At 39.4% G+C, this 20,198-nt stretch carries 16 protein-coding genes and 1 pseudogene; 4 read left to right on the forward strand and 13 right to left on the reverse strand.

Annotation, left to right across the window (positions count from 1 at the left end):
- Positions 1–9 precede the first annotated feature (9 nt).
- The 7 genes from LGZ99_RS17530 to LGZ99_RS17560 form a co-directional block, all read right to left on the reverse strand.
- Positions 10–408: a cupin domain-containing protein gene (locus LGZ99_RS17530; RefSeq protein WP_051769259.1), complete on the reverse strand. Its 399-nt coding sequence runs from the start codon at positions 406–408 to the stop codon at positions 10–12.
- Positions 409–413: 5 nt separating this feature from the next.
- Positions 414–1,724 (reverse strand): SidA/IucD/PvdA family monooxygenase, encoded by a 1,311-nt coding sequence (locus LGZ99_RS17535; protein WP_036837732.1) that lies wholly within the window; start codon positions 1,722–1,724, stop codon positions 414–416.
- Positions 1,721–3,025, reverse strand: coding sequence for a diaminobutyrate--2-oxoglutarate transaminase (gene ectB / locus LGZ99_RS17540; protein WP_036837733.1), 1,305 nt, complete (start codon positions 3,023–3,025; stop codon positions 1,721–1,723). The genes LGZ99_RS17535 and ectB overlap by 4 nt, the downstream gene beginning before the upstream one ends.
- 44 nt (positions 3,026–3,069) lie before the next feature.
- A complete protein-coding gene (locus LGZ99_RS17545) occupies positions 3,070–3,552 on the reverse strand; it encodes a GNAT family N-acetyltransferase (RefSeq protein ID WP_051769262.1) in 483 nt (160 codons plus the stop codon).
- A gap of 3 nt (positions 3,553–3,555) precedes the next feature.
- Positions 3,556–4,482: an EamA family transporter gene (locus LGZ99_RS17550; RefSeq protein WP_160171150.1), complete on the reverse strand. Its 927-nt coding sequence runs from the start codon at positions 4,480–4,482 to the stop codon at positions 3,556–3,558.
- Complete coding sequence (locus LGZ99_RS17555) at positions 4,479–5,726, reverse strand: ATP-grasp domain-containing protein (protein ID WP_036837735.1); 1,248 nt, start codon at positions 5,724–5,726, stop codon at positions 4,479–4,481. The genes LGZ99_RS17550 and LGZ99_RS17555 overlap by 4 nt, the downstream gene beginning before the upstream one ends.
- A 637-nt stretch (positions 5,727–6,363) precedes the next feature.
- Positions 6,364–6,966: a hypothetical protein gene (locus LGZ99_RS17560; protein ID WP_036837736.1), complete on the reverse strand. Its 603-nt coding sequence runs from the start codon at positions 6,964–6,966 to the stop codon at positions 6,364–6,366.
- A 45-nt stretch (positions 6,967–7,011) separates the two neighbouring features.
- On the opposite strand from LGZ99_RS17560, the pseudogene LGZ99_RS17570 reads away from it, so the two are divergent.
- Positions 7,012–7,594 (forward strand): annotated as a pseudogene (locus tag LGZ99_RS17570) (RNA-guided endonuclease InsQ/TnpB family protein).
- An 83-nt stretch (positions 7,595–7,677) separates the two neighbouring features.
- On the opposite strand, the gene LGZ99_RS17575 reads toward LGZ99_RS17570, so the two are convergent.
- Entirely contained in the window at positions 7,678–9,345 is a 1,668-nt protein-coding gene (locus LGZ99_RS17575; RefSeq protein WP_262979393.1) for a ShlB/FhaC/HecB family hemolysin secretion/activation protein, read from the reverse strand.
- 684 nt (positions 9,346–10,029) lie between these two features.
- Positions 10,030–10,620: an AidA/PixA family protein gene (locus LGZ99_RS17580; RefSeq protein ID WP_023045519.1), complete on the reverse strand. Its 591-nt coding sequence runs from the start codon at positions 10,618–10,620 to the stop codon at positions 10,030–10,032.
- Positions 10,621–11,136: 516 nt separating this feature from the next.
- Between LGZ99_RS17580 and LGZ99_RS17585 the strand changes: the two genes are divergently transcribed.
- Together LGZ99_RS17585 and LGZ99_RS17590 are read left to right on the forward strand one after the other, a co-directional pair.
- On the forward strand, positions 11,137–11,865 hold the full coding sequence (locus tag LGZ99_RS17585) for a LuxR family transcriptional regulator (RefSeq protein WP_262979394.1): 729 nt from the start codon (positions 11,137–11,139) through the stop codon (positions 11,863–11,865).
- A 455-nt stretch (positions 11,866–12,320) separates the two neighbouring features.
- Positions 12,321–13,496 (forward strand): MalY/PatB family protein, encoded by a 1,176-nt coding sequence (locus LGZ99_RS17590; RefSeq protein WP_021325585.1) that lies wholly within the window; start codon positions 12,321–12,323, stop codon positions 13,494–13,496.
- Positions 13,497–13,814: 318 nt separating this feature from the next.
- Here LGZ99_RS17590 and LGZ99_RS17595 read toward each other — a convergent pair whose 3' ends face one another.
- Both LGZ99_RS17595 and LGZ99_RS17600 read right to left on the reverse strand, forming a co-directional pair.
- A complete protein-coding gene (locus LGZ99_RS17595) occupies positions 13,815–14,831 on the reverse strand; it encodes a formamidase (protein WP_036841360.1) in 1,017 nt (338 codons plus the stop codon).
- A gap of 790 nt (positions 14,832–15,621) precedes the next feature.
- A complete protein-coding gene (locus LGZ99_RS17600; protein WP_262979395.1) occupies positions 15,622–15,816 on the reverse strand; it encodes a hypothetical protein in 195 nt (64 codons plus the stop codon).
- A gap of 41 nt (positions 15,817–15,857) precedes the next feature.
- On the opposite strand from LGZ99_RS17600, the gene LGZ99_RS17605 reads away from it, so the two are divergent.
- Complete coding sequence (locus LGZ99_RS17605) at positions 15,858–16,049, forward strand: hypothetical protein (RefSeq protein ID WP_036841359.1); 192 nt, start codon at positions 15,858–15,860, stop codon at positions 16,047–16,049.
- A 42-nt stretch (positions 16,050–16,091) separates the two neighbouring features.
- Here LGZ99_RS17605 and LGZ99_RS17610 read toward each other — a convergent pair whose 3' ends face one another.
- A complete protein-coding gene (locus LGZ99_RS17610; RefSeq protein WP_036841358.1) occupies positions 16,092–17,087 on the reverse strand; it encodes a BsuBI/PstI family type II restriction endonuclease in 996 nt (331 codons plus the stop codon).
- The gene (locus tag LGZ99_RS17615) at positions 17,011–18,606 is read right to left on the reverse strand and encodes an Eco57I restriction-modification methylase domain-containing protein (RefSeq protein ID WP_262979396.1); all 1,596 of its coding nucleotides are present in this window, start codon (positions 18,604–18,606) and stop codon (positions 17,011–17,013) included. Before LGZ99_RS17615 ends, LGZ99_RS17610 begins: the two co-directional genes overlap by 77 nt.
- Between the last annotated feature and the right edge of the window lie 1,592 nt (positions 18,607–20,198).

A 20,198-nucleotide genomic window follows, 5' to 3' on the forward strand; every position in this document is an offset into this window, starting at 1 on the left:
GATCATCATTTAAAAAACGGAATCAGAACTACCGCCCATATCCCAGTAAATATCTAACATCACAAATGGGATCTTTTCTGAACGGTTGCGTAACTGATGTTCTGAAAAACGCGGCAAATAAACCACATCACCATAGGATATGATGGCCGTCTCCCCGTCGATGAATAACTCAGCCTCACCACTGATAACAATAAATGTCTCTTCTTCGTCATGTGAATGCCGATCAACATCTTTACCGGGTTCAATCATCACCCAGATACAGCCAAATTCAGTCAGTGGTCGTTGTGTGTTAACTTTTCCTTTCCAGGGAAATAACCGCCGGAGTTTGCAGTTATATTCATCGGTATACTGGATATCTGCTTTACGGCGGATCAGGGTTTCAATTTTGCGGTTAGTGACTTCTGACATATTATTCACCCATACTGTGGTTTCTGTACCTGGTTTGTCAGAAAATGCTCGATTTTCTCTGCTATTAACCAGGAGCGAATTGAAAGCAAACTGAATGAACCTGCGTCACCAAAACCATGAGTTGATTCACATAAGCCGTTAAGAAAAAAAGGCGATAACGGTTTATCATTGCTTTCTAAACAATAATCCCGCGCCACATGCAGGGATCCATCTTCCCGGCGCTTAAAATGGTCAGCTACATTGGAAAGTAGTGGATGATTACGCTCCTGATTTTCCTCACTGCCCATATTTTTGAAGCCGGTGGCAAGAATGACGCCATCAACTTGTAATTTCCTGACTCTGTCAGAGATTTTATTTTTATAATAAATTTCTATGCCCGACTTATTCTCTGTAACCTGGGAAATATCGGTCATATTGTGCAGCGCAATATGTTCTCGCCCGTCCAGCTTCTGTTCGTAAAGTTTTACATAAAGCATTTTGATCACATCGTGATCTGCGGAGCTGTAATTACTGCGCCACAATTCTCGAGTGAGCGCTTTTTGCTGCTCAATATTGAGCTGATAAAACTCATCAACAAACTCAGGAAAATAGATATGTTCAGTAAAAGGGCTGACATCTTTGAGCTGATAAGAGTAGCCTCGGAAAATATTATGTATTCGCAGATGTGGATAACGGGAGGAAAGATCCAATATTAATTCTATGGCACTCTGGCTATTACCAATCACTGCAACAGATGTTAAATGACTTTCTGCTTGCCATTGCGACAGTGCTGAAGTCACGCGGGTAAAATGAACGATCCGCGATGAGTGACACTGTTCGAATTGTGGTGGAATATAGGGTGTCCTTCCTGGCCCGAAAGAAACCACTTTTGCACGCAAGTTTCTTCCGAGGCTGGTTTCAATCCGGTATCGGTCGGAAAAGGTACTGTCCAGCGTAATGGTGATGACTGTCTCTCCATAGCTCACCCAGCGATCAAAATGACGTGCTACCCAGCGTACATAGCGCGCATAATCTTTCCTTAAAGCAAACTCCAACCCGAGATTGAGATACTCAAACAAGCGGTTTTCACTTTTCAGATAGCTAAGAAAGCCGTAGGGACTGGTGGGGTTACGCGGCGTGACAAAGTCGCGCAACGGGTTGTGCTGTATATCCGAGCCAGCCAGTAGCATTTCAGGTTGCCAGTCCGGTGCGGTGTTACTTTCCAGAAATAACACCGAATCTGTGGTTTGTTTTTCTTCTAATGACACGGCAAGGGAAATATTACCCGGCCCAAACCCTATACCGATCACATCGAATTCTTCAATAATATCACTCACAGGCTCACCTTCTTGATGGGTAACGTTGTTTCAGCATGCCTTAATGACTGAATAATATTTCGTGTAGCCGCAATGATTCGCTCTGCCCCTTCTTGTAACCTTTCATCTTCGATGGTTAAAGGCGGCATACACTTAACGACCTCGTTTTGTGGTCCACAGGTTTCAATCAGAAGTTTTCTTTCGAAAAGAGAGCGACTAATTTTTTTAGCCAGAACTGAAGCGGTAAATTTAATTCCTACCATCAATCCTTTGCCTACAATGGAGAATGGTGTGTCCAGATCTTGTAGTTCGGACTGGAAAATAGTTTTCAGAAACTGCTCTTTTCTCTTTATCTGTTGCGAAAAGCTCGCGTCTCCCCAGTATTTCTTCAGAGCTACGGTTGCAGTGGTCATGGCGAGATTATTGCCACGGAAGGTGCCGTTGTGTTCACCTGGGTACCATTTATCGAGATCTGGAGAGATAAGGTTGATTGACATGGGTAATCCAGAACCGCTGATCGATTTTGAAATGCAGACAATATCCGGAGTAATGCCAGCCTCTTCAAAGCTGAAAAAGTTTCCCGTCCGGCCACAGCCAGCCTGGATATCATCAATGATAAGCAGAGATCCAATTTCCCGGGCCAATGTGGTAAGCCCTTGTAGCCAGGCTACGGAGGCGCAGTTGAGTCCTCCTTCACCTTGAACACATTCCAGGATGAATGCGGCGGGCAGATCAATACCATTGCCAGGCTTACACAACATATCTCTAATGAAACTTAATTGCTGACCAACATCTGTGACGGAAAATTGATCGTAAGGCAGTCGTAATACCCCCGGTATTTGCAGACCAGTAGACTGCCGCTTGGCAGGATTTGCTGTGATGGAAAGCGAGCCTAAAGACATGCCGTGGTAACCGCCAGAAAAACAGGCGATAGTGTGTCGTCCAGTGACCTTACGTGCCAGTTTCAGTGCGGCTTCAATAGCATTGGTTCCTGTCGGTCCGGTAAACTGAACTTTATATCGCAGATGGCGTGGCGCCAAAATATATTCGTGTAAAGTAGTAAGAAAGGTTTCCTTGGCTTCAGTATGCATATCCAGCCCCTGAAGAATGCCATTTTCACTTAAATAATGTATTGCCGCTTCAATCATGGAGGGATCATTATGTCCATAATTGACAGATCCCGCTCCGGCAAGAAAGTCTAAATATTCATTACCCTGTTTATCAAATAGTAAAGCATTTTTACCTCGCGAAAAAATAGAGGGAAAATTCCGGCAATAACTTCTGACCTCAGATTCTATGTTTTCAAAAACAGAAAGGTTCATAAGTAACCTCTATTATATAAATGTTTCCCGGAAAAAGCAGAATATTAACGACATTCAATTTGATAATGATACCAACTGGTTCTACTGTCCGAGAGACTGTCATATAACTGTTGAGCGGTAGTATTATTTTTCTGAGTTGTCCAGTCCAGGGAAAAGAATTTCCCTTGCTGTTTTGCCCATTGCAGTGCATGTAAAATAAGGCTCTTTCCTACTCCTCTTCCACGATAATCTGGAATAACATATAAATCATTTAATAATGCATTTTCAACCGCATTAACACTGGAGAAAATATAATAAATTGTCGAAAATCCTATAGCATAATCCTGTTCATTCAAACAAAGATATTGCCGGCCTTTTTCTTTATTATGAATAAATTGAGAAAAGAATAGTCTATTCTTTTTCTCATCAGGTTCACTGACACCATAGAACCTTTGATAATCTGCCACCAGTTTCAATAGACTGGAAAAATTCTTCTCATCTACAGGTACTATTTTCCACGGTGTTTTTAAATTAGATAGTTGTGTCATAGATTACTCCTCTTGTTGTAATTGTTGTTTCATTTTCTCTTCCTGCTTTTTTTCTATCTTTAAACCGATAAATGAAATGACTACCACGCTGATAATTGCGATAAGTGAGTAGATGGAGAGTGCCAGACGACTATCAAATATCTGGAAAGTAAATACAAAAAGTGGCGTCAATAATAAGATATAAGAAACTTGAACAGGAGAAATTAAAGCAATACCTTTCTGTAACATAAATAACGGCACCACATTCCCGAGTATGGAAATGGTCATAAACGCGGTCATATGTGTATTAAGATCAACGGTCAGCCCCTTACTGAAATAAAACGATACGATAAGTAACAAGAAAAATCGCATCGACATTAATTGATAAAGAGTAAAGCCACTATCATAGATTTTTTTCGACACAACGTTAACGGTAGCCATACAAAAGCCGGTTAATATTGCCATTATAAAGCCCAAAATCAATTGTTGATGTTCGACATTAGCGAGACCAGAATGACCTTCCGATACCGTATACCCAACTAATAACATACAGATGATGGTGAAAATACTGATCAGTAATTTGACAGGTGTCAGATTTCTCATTTGCTTTAATAAAATGACAGAGATAATTAGCGTCGCCAACGGATTAATCCCGTACAATGTTGCGGCAGTCAGCGCTGGCTCCATATATCGTAATGAAATATATAAAAAGAGCCATGACCCAAGAGTCGCGACATTGAGTATCAAGAAATTCATTACGCTGCCTAAATTCAGGACAGCCTGATTATCTCGGTGAAAGTAGTTTAGTATGGCAAAAATAATCGTGATAATGGAAAAGTTGATAAATAAAATATTATAGACATTAATTCCCTGTAGCAGGGAACCGAGCCAGACTGATTGTGCTGCTGACAACACATCAAAGGTCAGAACAAATAATATTCCCTTGTTCATTTTAACACCCATAATTTACCGGATTTTTCCATTTCCCGAATGCGTTGGGTATCATATTCCAATGCACGGGGATCTTGGTTAGCCAAGAAAATTCCACCAGGGCTATCAAACAGATTGCTGGTTGGTAATAATTGTTGGCCAATATTAATATTCCAGAATGCCGTGGTATAGGAAGACAGTGTTTCAGCCCACTTCATGCCAGGAATATCGACGATTATCCCTTTATCATAGTTAATCAAAGACACCGCTTTTGAATGTTTATAGTAAACCGGTGGCGATTGTGTACGTTGATGGAAACGCTTTGGATCAATGGCCGCGTCAACCAGTAGATCAAGCTGTGATACATTTGAGAAAAACTGAACATTTCTTGGTGCCTTCGCGCCATGTAACCGTGCACCCACTTCGATCAGTACGGGTCCATGTTCATCGACCATAATTTCAAAATGAGCAGCGCCAAAGTGGATACCCAACGCATTCATGACATTCACTGCATATTCAATAACGTCTTTGACCTCTTTTTCTGAAGGATGAATAAAGAGTTCTTCCGAATAAACAATTGCACCACTTGGCAATATTTGTTTTTTGTACAGAGATGTATTGGTGATGTAGTGTGTTTTATTCAAACTCACGCTATCGACGACATACTCTTTCCCTTTGATAAATTGCTGGACCAGGACATATTCGTTGCAATTTCCCAACGCGTCGCACTTACCCACAATGTCAGAAATCGCTTGTTCTATCTCTGCGTAAGTCTGGCAAAATTTAACGCTGTCCGTACCGGCTGAACTGAGAGGCTTAATGACCATGGTTGATGATAAATTGTGTTCTAGCCACGGTTTTAATTCTTCAAAGCTTGACACTTTAATTTGTGATATAGATCGTAATCCGGCTTTCGCTATACCTTCTTGCATCAGGTATTTATCACGCAGGCAGAGGAGGGTGTCCGGATCGCAACAGGGTAAACCTAGGTGATGGGCCAGTGTGTTCGCCAGCAATACACCACTTTCAGCCCCTGGCACCACGGCCTGACAACCATATTCATTAATTTTATTGACCAACATATCAAAGTTAGATATGGTATAAGACAATTCTTTGATAAAGTTATCTTTATTGTAGGAGGCCGCATAAACTGCCGGTATATTTACACCGCTTTTAATGCAAATGGTTGAAAATCCTCTCGAATAAAATTCACCAGCGAGATATTTCCCGCTGGAATAGGGGTCAACAATCGCAACAGTTTTCATGGGATACTCCATCGATATTTACTAAATTTCATCCAATCATAAAAAAAAAAAAAAGTAAATAGGCTTATTGCATTAAGAGAACAAAACTATATATTTTGTGACTTATGTAGATAAAGTCTATTCTGCCTCGCTTAATTGATGGTATGGGTATAATATCAACCATTGAAATAATAAATCAGCGTTTATACATCAGGAAACAAATATAGGGCAGCGGCGATAATGATTTAACTATCCGAATAATATTAATGCCTATGGTTATATCTTCAATGTCAATATCTGCTATTACAGTAGGGCCTGATTGGATTGCTCAGATATAAACGGATGGGCAATATAACTTATGAAGGCTTACCTTGCTTATCTGGTAAAAATAATATTGGACATGAAATATAAACAGCAACAAAAAGATCCTTCATTTGAAGGATCTTTTATGAATAAATTAACTAATAACAAATTAATGAGATTTACGGTTAATTATTTCGCCAACAGAATCAGGCAATACTAAACTGCCGCCTTTGCTATTGTCATAGCCAGTGACAGATTGTTGTTCCACATTTTGGGTGTTAAGAGTGACATTACCTTGTGCACTACCAATCTGACCACCAATCTGTTGATGGCGTTATCAAAACGGATATTACCTTTAGCATCTACACTGGCTTTGCCGGCACCGGCATTCAGGGATGTACCCTGATATTCGGCATCCCGCTCGACATGGATATTGGATGCTACTGCCGTTGGCTGCAATATCCGCTCCCAGATTGGGTGTGCCTTTCTTGGCGAATGTGCCATCCAGAGCTGATTTTACGGGCTCTTTCACTGCTTTCTCAACCGGACGGGTGACAGCGCTATAATCTATATTGACGCCAATATCTGTGCCAACCTGTAGTTTGCTGCTGGAATTTGATTCAGTATTAGATACCGCCAGATTGCTGACTTTGCCTGCCTCAGCAGCATAAGCGCCGTTGACTTTATGGCTTGCACCTTCCTGAACCAATTCCCCGCTGGCTTTAATGTTCAAATCACCTGCGATCTGCGAACCGGAAACAACGGCGGTGGTGCGGGTATGATTGTTGTTATGACCTTCATAGCCACCATGAATACCGGAGCCCACTTTATCGATTCCTCCGGTAAGATAAACACCAACGTGCTCTTTACTCTGAGATTTCTCTTCAGATTTTTTATTATTCGCGGCTAACAGATGAACATTTGCGCCGGTGATCTTAGCATCACCTTTGGTCGTCACCAGATTGGAACCACTATGAATGCACTTTATCAATGAGCGCTGAATATGTTAAGAGCGACCAAAGTCCGCCTCTACCTCACACCCGAACAGGCCGAGTATCTTAATGGCCAGTTCGGTGCGGTCCGTTTTGCGTACAACAAGGCGCTGCACAAATCCGAAGTTGCGCGCCCAATTTCCCACGTTCAAACGCAAACAGGGCAAGCAATCGAGCTATCACTGTGTTGGGGTGAAAGTGCTGGAGGGTGCGGTGAAGCTCCCGAAATTGTCACCGATAAAGGCGCGCATACACCGAGAAATTGCAGGGGAAGTGAAGAGCATTACGCTGTCCCGCAAACAAAAGGGCAGTGCTAACCGCGGGAAGGCCCGATTACGTCTGGCGGCAGTCCATGAGCGGGTAGCCAATGCCCGCGCCGATTTTCAACACAAACTTTCTCGGACAATGGTTGACGAAAACCAAGCACTCATTGTTGAGACACTAAAATCGGCCAACATGATGAAGAATCACCGCGATATCAATGCGGCGCTCAACATCCAGCGCAAGGGCACGAGAGAATTACAGGCGGCGGGACTCGTCGTTTCTGCCCACGGAGGCCAGTGTAAATCCGTCATAAAGACGGTTGCGGCCTGAGAAGTGGGAAGCCTCGCCGTTTTTTACGGCGGGGAGTAGTCACTTATATTACTGTGTACAACGTTGGGCACTGCTAAAAACCATCAAAAGGTGTAAAAAAAACGGGTCAGAACCTGCATGGGTTCATTGGATGCGTTACTGTTGGAAAGCCATTTTCCACGGCTGGCTTCGATATCGAATACCATGTGCTGGTGTCTCAGCATGACGCCAGAACTGAATCCCGCACTGCTTTGCCAGCCTTGAGGGCTGCGATAGCCTTTAACCTGGCCGGCATCAATGCCGATACGTACAGATAACGTACTGTTAGCAATTGAGAAGGTGCGGGACAACGTATTTTGCAGATACCAGCCGTTATCCCCGGATAGTGTGTTTTTGCTGAACCCCCGGACCGCGTTGCGATCAGTAATATTCAGCCATTCAACGCCGGGCAGGCCGTGCCGGTTGTATTGCCCATAAAGCAGGTTATTGAGTTGGTAAGATGAATTGAACAGCATAAAACGCTGATGCAGGTTGACCATCAACTTACCTTTGGTGAATTGCCTATCAAGATAAGTTGTGGCGGTTTGAGCGCCAAACCAAGGCAAACCCTGTTCAACACTCAGATTTAGGGTGATTAAACCGGTGGGGATTATGTGTAAATGATTGACCCCGAGTTCAAACACACTCAGCGTCTGGCTGCTGACGCCGATCTTGGTGTCATTGATGTAATTGTTGTAATTCTTGTAAATAAGCTGCCCGCTGACGGTATTAATCTGAGACTGATTGCGATAGAAGGCAAAATCAGAACGCATCCCAATTTGCTGAGTATTCCCATAGATTTTTACGGTTTTGGTTTGCAAATGGGGATGACTGGCATATTGGGAATAACTGCCAAATCCACTGAATGTTGCTGCGCCGTAGGGTACGGAATAGAGAAGGGTAGCCGCGCGGCTGTAGCGATTGGATGGGCTATCCAACGTACTACTGGCGTTTAGGCTGATAAAGTCGGATAAGCCGAATGGACTATCAAAACTGGCATTGGTGCGGACCAGCCATTTCCCGGTACTTTTCTGTCCATAATTATCAGTGGTGATATTCAGCAACCAGGGTTTACTGTGCTGATTATGCAGTTTAACGACTGAGCCGCCATTAACTGACCCCGGTAAAATATCCAGAGTGGTTTTATTGGACTGTAACCGGTCAGCCTGATCTAAACCCTGATCAAGTTGCGTGATATTCAGGGGTTGCTTTTCCAGACCGGGGAATAACATACTGCTGTTAACCCAACGATCGCCCCCTTCGATTTTCTCAATAAACCCTTCAATAACATTTAGCCCTAACTCTCCGTCGGCATCGGGAGCGATAAACTGAATACGGGCGGTGACATAGCCTTTACTGATATACAACTTCGTCAGCTCATGGCTAAGTCGGTTGATATTATGACTACTGATACATTCTGGGGACAAAGCGCTGAGAGTATTTAACTCCCGAACAGAAAGAAGCGAGACCCCTTTCAAATACACACCTGTTAACGGCAGACACTGCCTGGATTCTGGCAATACCGGCGCAGGCGTTGATTCAGGGACAGTGTTAGCCTGCTGTTTTAATTGCTGATATCGGCGTTGTTCTATCTGTTGGTTAATTTCCCGGGAACTATCTTGCAACGTTCTCCTGGCCTCAGTCATCGGCAGATTATCATTTAACTCTGCTGGTGAAGCGGTTATTTGAAAGGAAATAGCACACAATATTAAAATAGATATTCTTTTTATCATACATTCACCGATAAGGATGATATTTTATTCCATAAAACAAAAATATGGGGTTTTAGCCTGATAGGTAATTGCATGAGTATTGGCTAACTTATTAGTTATTAAAGCATACTCCTGGTTATATCATGCTCTGATTAACGAGTGGCGTTTCTTTTACATCTCGATTTTCTATTATAAATTTCAATTAATTGGTTATGCAGATAATAATAAGTTAATTAGAGCACTTATTTTATTACTTATTAATGGATTAACTTAAGTGGAATAAGTAACCGATAGTGATTTTGATGGATAATAGAATGGCGCTATTAGGAAGATTTTTAAATAAAATAAAGATTAAGCCAAATAAGTCATGATAAGCTAAATTTTAATTCAGTATCATTTTGCTCGTAAAATGATAGTTCTTGATGTAATAGTTTTTGTGAGTGATTTTCGTTAGATAAATGAATAATAGAAAGAATGGCGTTTGGATTGAGAAAAGAATAATTGTTGTGAGATTGCTGAATTGGTGGAGGGAAATAAAGTTTACTTATGTTACTGGAAGTTTAATTTTATAAGATAATATTATTAAGTTTTTTTATATAATCCGGTGTTTATTATATATGTTTGGGTAAGTTGATGAAGTAGAAAATAAAATACTGGAAAATTATTTTGATAATTTTCCAGTAGGAAATTAAAGTATACAAATACTTAGCTATTAGTTACTTCAACATATGGATCGTATCGATAATAACCCAGGAGCTTTGTACCATCATAAGCGGCAAAAAACCATGTATATCGTTCTACACCTGGCTTATGAGCCGTTGCTTGGAAATAACTATCTCGAGATTCAACAAAAATGGGTTTAGGTTCATCCTCTCCCGCATTAACTCCCGAAGGAATCATTGGCGTTTTTTTACCTGTTGGGTTCTGTGACCATATTTGTGATGGAGGAGAGATGACATCTTCTCCTAGACTCAGTTTTTGGAACTTATACAATATAATAGAATAGTCGAAATTATTAGATACAGTTGTAGCCCTCCATCTAATATTTGCATTAACGGGAACAGTTATACGAGCACCAGATGAACTACTAAGTTTCATTCCATCTGCGGGAGTATAACTCGCTATATATACATATTCCTTGATCGTTATTGGATTTTTAGAGTCCAGAGAATTCTTAACTTGGTTATTATGAATAAATTCAACAATTGAATCGACATCAATAACAAAGGTGACATCGGCTATAACAGAATTCCTGGCAGTGACAATATTGTTTTGATCTTGAATTACTTCACTCATTATAATACCTCTTTATATACTTAAATTATCTATTGGAAATTTCAAGGTTATTTTGATCTCGCATTATTATTTTAATAAATTTCTTTTTTTTTAATGATTAACTATTAAAGCAGAAACATCCACTGGTATAAATCATAGTTTATGTGGAAAAATTACTGATATATTTATCAGGGGTTAATTTATATAGTTGAATATTTAAGTTAACTTATTGTTATAAAAAATAAAATATAAGAATTTCAGATTAATGTGTTGAGTGGTTGCTTATGTTGTTTTATAAATGGTTTAATATGCTTCATATGAGTATATTATATTTTTATATATAGTTTTGCCTGATTATTAAAGTTTCAATCATATTGATATAATTTCTCTTGTTTACGAATAGTACATTGTGACTTACCAGATACCCTTTGTCTGTATAACAGTAAATGATTATTTTCTTTATTAAATGGAAGTTTTGCTACTATAATTAATACTGTGATTTACTATCAATATTCTTAATTTTCAAGAGGACATTGAATGAATATTCATAGAACATATACCTCACCCTATAAATTTCATGAATTAGATGTAGATGCTCATTTTGTGGCTGAAATTTGTGAAATTATTAATAAAATATCGGGGTTTAGCTTGTTCTCTCTTGTCTTAAAGGCTCGCTTTCCTATATCTAACCGTGAAGTGTATTTTTTTGATAATTATCATGAATCTTGGAGAAACATTTATATAGAAAAAAAGTATTGGATGATTGATCCCGTTCTAAGTTTCCGGCCTGTTCCACCTTCTTTTTCAAAAGTATGGGACTTAGATTTTTTTTCAGAATCTAATGGACAAGAACTTTGGTATGTGAATCAGAAACATGGGTTTCGTTCTGGGATCACATTTGGGTTGCCTGCATTTTCAGGGACTTACGGAATATTTTCTGTTGCGGGGAAAGAAGGGCATATTGATAACGAGACAATGTATAAATGCAGTGGAGAAATTTTAGGGGTATATATTAGGATAATCAGACATTTGACATCAAACACAAAATATTTGCAATCGTTCTATATAGATGAAACTTCATTTTCAAATAGAGAATTAGAAATATTAAGGTATACCGCAGATGGGATGATATCAAGTGAAATTGCAGCAACCATCTGTGTCACTAAAGGTACAGTTGATTTTCACCTAATGAATATTGTCAAGAAACTTGGCTGTAGAAACAAATTTCAGGCAATAGCTAAAGCTGCATTACTTGGTTATATATAATTAATATCAATTTGAAACTATCAGATGTTTATATTTTCTACTTTATAAATCAACTGGGATTATTAATATAATTACTTAAATGAATTGATAGGAGAATTCGAAAAGAAAATAATTTCTTACCTCTGTACCTTTATTTTCACTATTGTAAATAGGCGTTGGAAATATTTTACGTGACGAGATGAAAATGATATTTATTAAAAATATAAAAATAACTTTAACTAAATTCACTTATCCTTTGGCAGAATTTTAATATTACGGTTCTACCTGTTTTCTACTTAATATATGTATGATTTCGGGGCTAAATAATATTTAACAATACCTGTTAAAGCCATTATGTTGGGGATGGATACTTCCCCCAGCAGTCATGATGATATTATGCTTCACAAATTGTTATCGGGCCGCAAGCTCTGTCGGTAAAAGATGAGCTTGATGCATTAATTTAAAGGGAGAAAATAATGTTTGACTTTGATACCCCTATTGATCGCCGCGGTACTTGGTGTATTCAATGGGACTATGTTGGAGATCTTTTTGGTACTAACGATCTCCTCCCTTTTACTATCGCTGATATGGATTTTGCCACTGCTCCCTGTGTTATTCAGGCATTACAGAAACGTGTGGATCATGGCATATTGGGTTATAGCAGCTGGCAGCATGAAGAATTTCTTGGTGCTATACGTCATTGGTATCAGCAACAATTTAATTGTGAAATCAATACAAATTGGATGGTTTATGGCCCTTCTGTGATGTACATGGTTTCACAGTTAATCCGAATCTGGTCTGAACCCGGTGAAGGTATTGTCGTCCATACTCCTGCTTACAATAACTTTTATAAAATTATTCAAGGGAACCAGCGGCAACTACTTTCTTGCCCATTTGAGAAACAAGGCAATGATTGGGTGTGTGATATGGATCAACTTGAAGCCTTGCTATCTCAACCGGAAACAAAAATATTATTGCTGTGCAGTCCACATAATCCAACTGGTAAAGTCTGGAGTCATTCTGAACTTAAAACTATGTCTGAATTGTGTCAACGTTATAATGTCAGTGTCATCAGTGATGAAATTCATATGGATATACTCAGGGGAGAAACGAAACATATTCCCTGGAGTGAAGTTGCTACGACTCGCTGGGCATTAATCACTTCGGCATCTAAGACATTTAATCTTACTGCGCTGACAGGGGCTTATGGTTTCATTTATGATGATCATAGTCGTGCGGCATATTCCCATCAATTAATGCAGCGTTATGGATTATCTTCTCCTGCTATTTTCTCGATATCAGCCCATATTGCGGCTTACCGGGAAGGGCAACCCTGGCTTGATGCATTACGCGATTATCTGAGTGGTAACTTGAACTATATTGCTCAGGAACTGAATGCAGCATTTCCACAACTGAACTGGCAGCCGCCACAGGCGACTTATTTGGCCTGGATAGACCTGCGTAATTTGCATATTGACGATGATAAATTGCAGCAAATACTTATCCATGAAGAGAAAGTTGCTATTATGCCGGGTAGAATTTATGGTGAAGATGGCAATGGTTTCCTGCGTTTTAATGCAGGATGCCCCCGTAGCAAAGTTGAATTAGGTATCCAAAAATTGATCTCAGCATTGAAAAAGCTTTGCAGATAATGATTAATTCTGGCAGGTAAACTGTTTATATTACATTGCTAATGAGTGATAGAAAAATAATGGCTGGGTTCTGTAATTAACGGAACTCAGTTTTTTGAACTTGGTAGTAATAAATTGAATCAATCAGAAGATAATGAGAGCGAAAATTTTTATAATAATTATCCGATAAGATATTTATAATATTTTCAATTTAAAAAATAATTCTGGTAAATAAATATAGGGCATAATGAAGGAAAAAATATCATGACCAACCCGATAATCATTATATCCTATATTTCCACAATACCTTTCACATCAGGAAAATACCAGACTGAGCAGTTAATTATCAACTTTCGGTAATGGCCCCAATTGCACACCTTCTGGATAATATTTCCAACCATCACGAATACGGATGTTTTCATCCCAAGGCAGTTTATATTCACCGTTTGCCAGATCGCGCACCCAAGTCAAATAATTAGCTCTCTCCCCGCCGGGTTTACCAACATAACCTCGACAACCGAGATTAAAAATACTATTCTCTAGCGCCCAGTTCTCACGGGCCTTATCTGCCAGACGCGGGAACAATTCAGCGGTAACAATTTCCCAAGGGTTACGTTGCCCTTGCTGGATAATATTACCGTCGTAATTACAAATTGTACCTTCACCGAAATAATAAAAAACCTCATCGTAGCCTGCCAGATTAACCGATACGGTATACATTAAGTTCTGCCAGGCATTAGTGCGGTTGGTCCAGATCCACTGGTCGTTGACTTGGGTAGAATAACCGGAAATACGGATAAAAACATTACAGCCTTTATAGGCTGCTTCGCGCGCCAGCTCAGGAAACATTCCATCATGACAAATACACACTGCCAGCTTTGCTCCTTTAGGTCCCCCACAGACTGGCATGCCCAGATTGCCTGGCATCCAGGGTTCAATTGGCACCCAAGGCTGCAACTTGCGGTAATGCAGCGCAATTTCACCGCTGTTATTAATAATGATCGCCGTGTTATAAGGTGGCTGTGATGGATCTTCATTACGCTCCATTAACGAAAACACGCCCCAGATATTGTTGCGAATACAAGCTTGGCGAAAACTATCAACTTCTGGACTTTCCAGTGACAACAACATTTCATCATAGGTCCAGATTTTAGTATTCAACCCCTGAGCAGAATATTCAGGAAATACAATTAAATCCAGATCAGGATAACCGGCTTTAGTTGAATCTATCGTTTTACAGATTTGCTGCACCTGAACCTGAATATCTTCAGGTCTCTTAATCACAGGAACAGGATATTGAATAGCCGCAATTAATAATGCTTCATCCCACGCACTTACACTCCCGGTACTGCCCATAATAGACCTCTGAATGAATAGTAATGATTAAGATTGAATGGCAAGTTTCATCGTTATACGGGCAAATAGAGTGCAGTTTTATCTTTATCCACCGTTAAGCGATTTTACTAATGCATAATAGCGCCTCTTTTGATCACCAAAATGCGATCTGCAACATCAAATAAAAAAATTAATTACTTTGTAGTAAAAATACTTTTACTCACATTAGTATGAGTTTGTCCTGGCTGAATCACTGGTGAGAGAGTAAACGGACTAGTCAGTCGAATGGGGGCATGTGGAGAGATAGGTTCAAACTCATTGAATATGTGTTGATTAGATTTATCCTAATAATTATATTCATTTTTTTAATAAAAACTTGCACAAAAAAATGATCCTCTTCATTTCGGTGAGCCATTTTTATTTCTATAGACAACTTTTTTACTGATTTATAAAGGCCAATTAGGCAAATTTTTCTTTACCAATCATGGTATCTGTTCACGCTGTTGCTATAACCACTTTCGCCTGATTGTCCAGGCTCTCTATAAAACCATGATCACCGGCTGTCAGGGCAGAACTACTTCGTTGCTTGGATCAAGGATGTAATCTATAAGCTCCAGTCGGCACTGGATTGCCGTGGGTATTCACCAAGATAGATTATAAGAAGGCCGGAAGATAACGCAGATCTTTCCGGCCTTAACATCATTTAATTTGCTATTTCTTCTCAAAATTCATTTGTCTGAGAACCGACATATTTAATGATTTTTGTGGATGCTTCTTTACCTAAGAAAATGGTTCCAACACCTCTGATAAATCATTCAAAACTAGCTGAAACTTGTTCAAAGTCATCCATTGATGATTCACTGGTCATGACAAAAACCTCACCAGCAATAGTGTTTAGCAATATGGTATAAGGATCAGATATTGCTATGACAATAAATTCTTTAGGTTTATTTTCACCAATCCACCAATGATTAAAATTATCCTTACTATTAATATTTACTATCATTTCAAGATAATCAGAGCCATTACCAAATGATATGTTTCCTAATGAAAAGTTATCTAAATCATGTCCTGGGCTTTGATGCGCAGGGTCTGGTACACCCGCTGGTAAATGGAGAGCTGGCTCAGTTCTTGCTGAGCGTTCATCATCGGGTGTTGGTAAGGGGCAAAGCTGCTGATAGCCGCCGGGTTATCCGCCTCCCGCGCCGCCCGCCAGTTTATTTTTACCAATATGCGTAACTGCGTATGACGGCAAATTGAGAATGTTTGCAGGTATTCTCGTTACTCTTGTTTATCGCTGTTACTTTGTTTTTGATGCGGCCCTAAGAAACGATCACCATTGAAGTGGATCATGTGATCCGGATTATCAGCAATCCAAGCCTCAGTTTCCCAGGCAATATCCGCTGCATTTTTACGAAATTCTGCCGTATTTGGGAAGGCTGTTACATAAACTCGGCCTATTTTGCAGTTTGCTAAGGTGTTTTCTAGTTCAACCCAGCGTTTTGGTGATATGGGGCCGTGACTGGTCACAGCTTCGATAAGGAATAGCCATTTCCTTTTCTCGTCGTAAACCACAATATCAGGCAGCTTGTCATGTGACATTGGAGGGATGCCTAATGCTACCAACGTTGCTTCTTCCAGTATCATCAATTTGCCACCTTCTTCACGACTGCTAGCTGTGTCACCTATGTAGAGTATTACTCCACCTGCGCCAATAAAGCGGGGGCAAAATTCATGCACAATGTCAGCATGTAGTTGGTTATGCTTACCTGGGGATAGCTTGATTTTCTGTCCGTTGGGCAGCGTTACAGGGATTTTCTGCATGTCCAGGGTACGGCGGTAAAGTTCCTGGAGGTTTTGTAAGTCAGCTTTGTATTCCTCAATCTTTTGTTGCCATTGTCCATTGGGGAACTCGCGCAATACTTCAAGAATGGGCTGGTTCAATGAGTAGTTGTTATCCTTACTGTTGGTTGCTCTGGATAAATTGTCTCGGTTGCGATCTATAATGCGAGCTTGTTCGAATTGATGAAGTGTTTGGCGTCGTATTGTTTCTCTGGAATTGGGCTTATAGTCCTGTCCGTAATGTTCCCGGATGAATTGCATAATATCTACGGTGGGGAGCATGGGCGCTTGTGCATTGCTCCAATCATCTGCTGGTTTAATATTTGCTAAGGCAAGGAAAACCCATGCTGAGCGGTTGTTATATTGCTGTTTTGGCAATCCAAGTGTTTTGAGTAATATTTGGGCTTGTTGCAGTTTTTCTTCTCTTTTGTTCATGTTTAGATTGAGTTCCTATTGTTCTTAAAAAATGCTCTATCAGGGCATCGGTTTGTGCTTGTGTGATAGTTTTGTTTGTTTGATAAGCCAGTCCTATTTGTTGGATTATGTCGCGGGTAGGGAGTTTTAATAGTCTGATCTCTGTTGCATTCACTTGTGTGCTGCCGGATATGCACCGAAAATACTTATCCAGTAAGGTTGAATTAAATAGCAACGCCAATCCGTATGCCTCGGCTTGGCTGAGAGGGCCTTCATTATGACCAATGTAATTTAAGTGGTTTTCCAGAGCTATTAGATTGCTTTTGATGGTATCTGGGTTGTGTACCCCAGCCACTAATCGACGCTTTTCATCTTTTGAACTGAAACGCTTCAAGATGACATAGGGGAGATTTTTCGAGGTATGCTTTTCATGACCATCAAGTAACAGGAAGCGAACATCTTTCTTATTGGTACCCGTCCACTCTGTCTTAAAGGCTTTGATATTGTGCATTTTCAGTAATGGAATGCTGCCAGTTTTGTTATCTGGATTAACGATGTATTCTCTTGTCCGATGTTCCACTACTGGTCCAGTAGAAATAAAATATCCATTATCCTGAAAGCTGGATGCCCAGAGTTCTACATTTCTCAAAATCTGCGCGTCTTCCAGTGATTCTGGGATACGAATTATTTCGTGCGTATTAGAACTGTCTATTATTTGTTTTGTTGGATAGGTATTTATTTCTGTCTGGTTAAAGTCGGCGTACCCGTTTGATGTACAAATATCAATAAGTTTGCCTTGCTGATTTTTTCGGTAGGAACAAATGATGTTTTCTTGAAGAACGTTAAGTTCTTTGAATACTTGATTCCTTGATCGGAAAATGTGGAGCTTTTCAAGGCTCATGGTACGGTTTAGGTATTGTCGAAAACCTTTGAAGTACAAACCATTAGTGAAGCTGCGTGGAGCAATGACTATCATCTGGCCGTTATCAGCCATGCAGGCCGCTACAATTGCCATAAAAGATGCATAGATGTTCGGGTTACCCGCAAATAGGTCTGCAGTGGCTCCTGAATAAGGTGATGTTTTAGAGTTATATTTAAAATAAGGCGGATTGATTGAGGAAATATGAAAGGGTTCTTCTGTTCGATCTGGCCTTGCCAGGACAAAGTCTTCATGATGAATATTGAAGGTAAATTTTCCTCCTTGTTCTTTGAAGGCTTTGGCGACCTTATACATGTTCATTTCGAGGTCGGATAAAATATCTTCGTCGATTTCATAAAGAACAGCATGAACCTGATTACTACCAAGAGCCAAACAGCGCATAGCGGCAGAAATGGTTAGGATACCCGCTCCTGCCCCCGCATCAAGAATACGAATAGAGGAGGCTTTTACAGGAGTCAGCAACGATGCCATGTAGTCTGCTACAACACTACCAGTGAAATATTGCCCAAGCTCTTTACGCATGGTTTCAGGTTTGTTGGTCAAGTAGCCGGCTTGAGTAAGCGCAACAGCTTCTATCATGTGCAATGTTCCATCAATCATTAAATGTGTTTCATGCTAATTTGAATGCCGATCAATATCAACCACCAAATACGTTTTTATATCACTTATACGATAACGGTAATAATAAGGAAACCATGAATATTCTTAAAATTCTCAGAAAATAATATCGTGTTATAAGTTCACTCTCTTGTTTGTATCTATATCTCCTAAGGTGAGATATATTTATGAGTGTTACTGGTTTAGTTTATTTTGACCACAGAATGATTTCATTGATCATGATTTTCGTATCTCATGTGACTAATTAGACTGAATGAACTGTTTTCAGAAAGATGATCGAAGAATATAGAATGATGGATAACTTTACTTAACGAAGGCAGATATTATGACTGTCGGTATTTGAATTTTTTCTCTGTGTAAATAGAAAGGGTTATCTCAACAGAGCTGGCTGACGCTACAGGGATACAGGTCACTCAGATTCAGATAAAGAATTCTGTTGATACAGAGTGTATTCCATGATGTTCTAAATAAGAAACAGAACTTTTATAGGCTTCTATGGCCTTATTGAAGTATTTAACTTTATCGTTAATAGAACTTTCATTATAATTAATGGTTTTCTATTAGTGCAATGAACCCTTCTTCTGAAAACTTGCATTTATTGAGTTAAATCTGCTCTTGATATAAAATCTTTAACACTTCGATATTAGAGTTTTTAAATGATTATAACAGGTTAGGTAAATGTAAAATAAATGGAAGATAGAGTCACTGGTAAATAAATTAAACTAGTAGGGTAAACAATATGGGATCCCACCCTGGGTCTTATGATGGGTAGGATTTAACCTGTGATTAAAATTCATGTTTTTAACTGGTGGTTTTAATCGGTATAAAATTTTGACCATCGTTTTTATTACTTTTAACCCCTGCTTCTTGTTAAGTTTAATCATTATCGGATTACGTTTAACGAACGCAAATCATATCCACTTTTTATCTTTACTGACGTTGTTAAATAACTGGTGAGAAAACACTTTAATACTCATCTACTTGGATAATATCCTTTTACGTGCGGATTTCTTTTCAACTCGCTATTAACGGTTAATGATCTTCGATTAAATGTCATTAACTGTCCTTTTGAAAAGCGGTATTTATTGCGTTTAATCCGCTCTGATATAAAAGCTTTAACACTCCGGTATTCGTGCTTTTAAATGATTATAACAGGTTAGGTAAATATAAAATAAAGGGGAAATAGGATCACTGATAAATAAATTAAACAGGTTAAGGTAAAAAGTGAGATCCCACCCTGCGTTTTATGATGGGTAGGATTTAACCTGTGATTAAACGTCATTTTTTAACTGATAGTTTTAATTGGTTAAAGTTCTAACCGTCGTTTTTATCACTTTTAACCCCGGATTTTTGTTAAATTTAATCATTATTGGATTACGTTTAATGAACGCAAATCATATCCACTTTTTATCTTTACTGACGTTGTTAAATAACTGGTGAGAAAACATTTTAATACTCATCTACTTGGATAATATCCTTTTACGTACAGATTTCTTTTCAATTCACTATTAATGGTTAATGATCTTCGATTAAATGCGATTAATTTCCCTTTGAAAATTCGCATTTATTGCGTT

It is taken from the genome of Photorhabdus temperata (genome assembly GCF_025384845.1).
Taxonomy (GTDB): Bacteria; Pseudomonadota; Gammaproteobacteria; order Enterobacterales; family Enterobacteriaceae; genus Photorhabdus; species Photorhabdus temperata.

Bases quoted from the DNA above. Each gene is read 5' to 3' on its own strand.
- LGZ99_RS17530 (WP_051769259.1), bottom strand. From the start codon at position 408: ATGTCAGAAGTCACTAACCGCAAAATTGAAACCCTGATCCGCCGTAAA.
- ectB (WP_036837733.1), bottom strand. From the start codon at position 3,025: ATGAACCTTTCTGTTTTTGAAAACATAGAATCTGAGGTCAGAAGTTAT.
- LGZ99_RS17545 (WP_051769262.1), bottom strand. From the start codon at position 3,552: ATGACACAACTATCTAATTTAAAAACACCGTGGAAAATAGTACCTGTA.
- LGZ99_RS17550 (WP_160171150.1), bottom strand. From the start codon at position 4,482: ATGAACAAGGGAATATTATTTGTTCTGACCTTTGATGTGTTGTCAGCA.
- LGZ99_RS17555 (WP_036837735.1), bottom strand. From the start codon at position 5,726: ATGAAAACTGTTGCGATTGTTGACCCCTATTCCAGCGGGAAATATCTC.
- LGZ99_RS17575 (WP_262979393.1), bottom strand. From the start codon at position 9,345: ATGATAAAAAGAATATCTATTTTAATATTGTGTGCTATTTCCTTTCAA.
- LGZ99_RS17580 (WP_023045519.1), bottom strand. From the start codon at position 10,620: ATGAGTGAAGTAATTCAAGATCAAAACAATATTGTCACTGCCAGGAAT.
- LGZ99_RS17585 (WP_262979394.1), top strand. From the start codon at position 11,137: ATGAATATTCATAGAACATATACCTCACCCTATAAATTTCATGAATTA.
- LGZ99_RS17590 (WP_021325585.1), top strand. From the start codon at position 12,321: ATGTTTGACTTTGATACCCCTATTGATCGCCGCGGTACTTGGTGTATT.
- LGZ99_RS17595 (WP_036841360.1), bottom strand. From the start codon at position 14,831: ATGGGCAGTACCGGGAGTGTAAGTGCGTGGGATGAAGCATTATTAATT.
- LGZ99_RS17600 (WP_262979395.1), bottom strand. From the start codon at position 15,816: ATGATAGTAAATATTAATAGTAAGGATAATTTTAATCATTGGTGGATT.
- LGZ99_RS17605 (WP_036841359.1), top strand. From the start codon at position 15,858: ATGAAAAGTTATCTAAATCATGTCCTGGGCTTTGATGCGCAGGGTCTG.
- LGZ99_RS17610 (WP_036841358.1), bottom strand. From the start codon at position 17,087: ATGAACAAAAGAGAAGAAAAACTGCAACAAGCCCAAATATTACTCAAA.
- LGZ99_RS17615 (WP_262979396.1), bottom strand. From the start codon at position 18,606: ATGATTGATGGAACATTGCACATGATAGAAGCTGTTGCGCTTACTCAA.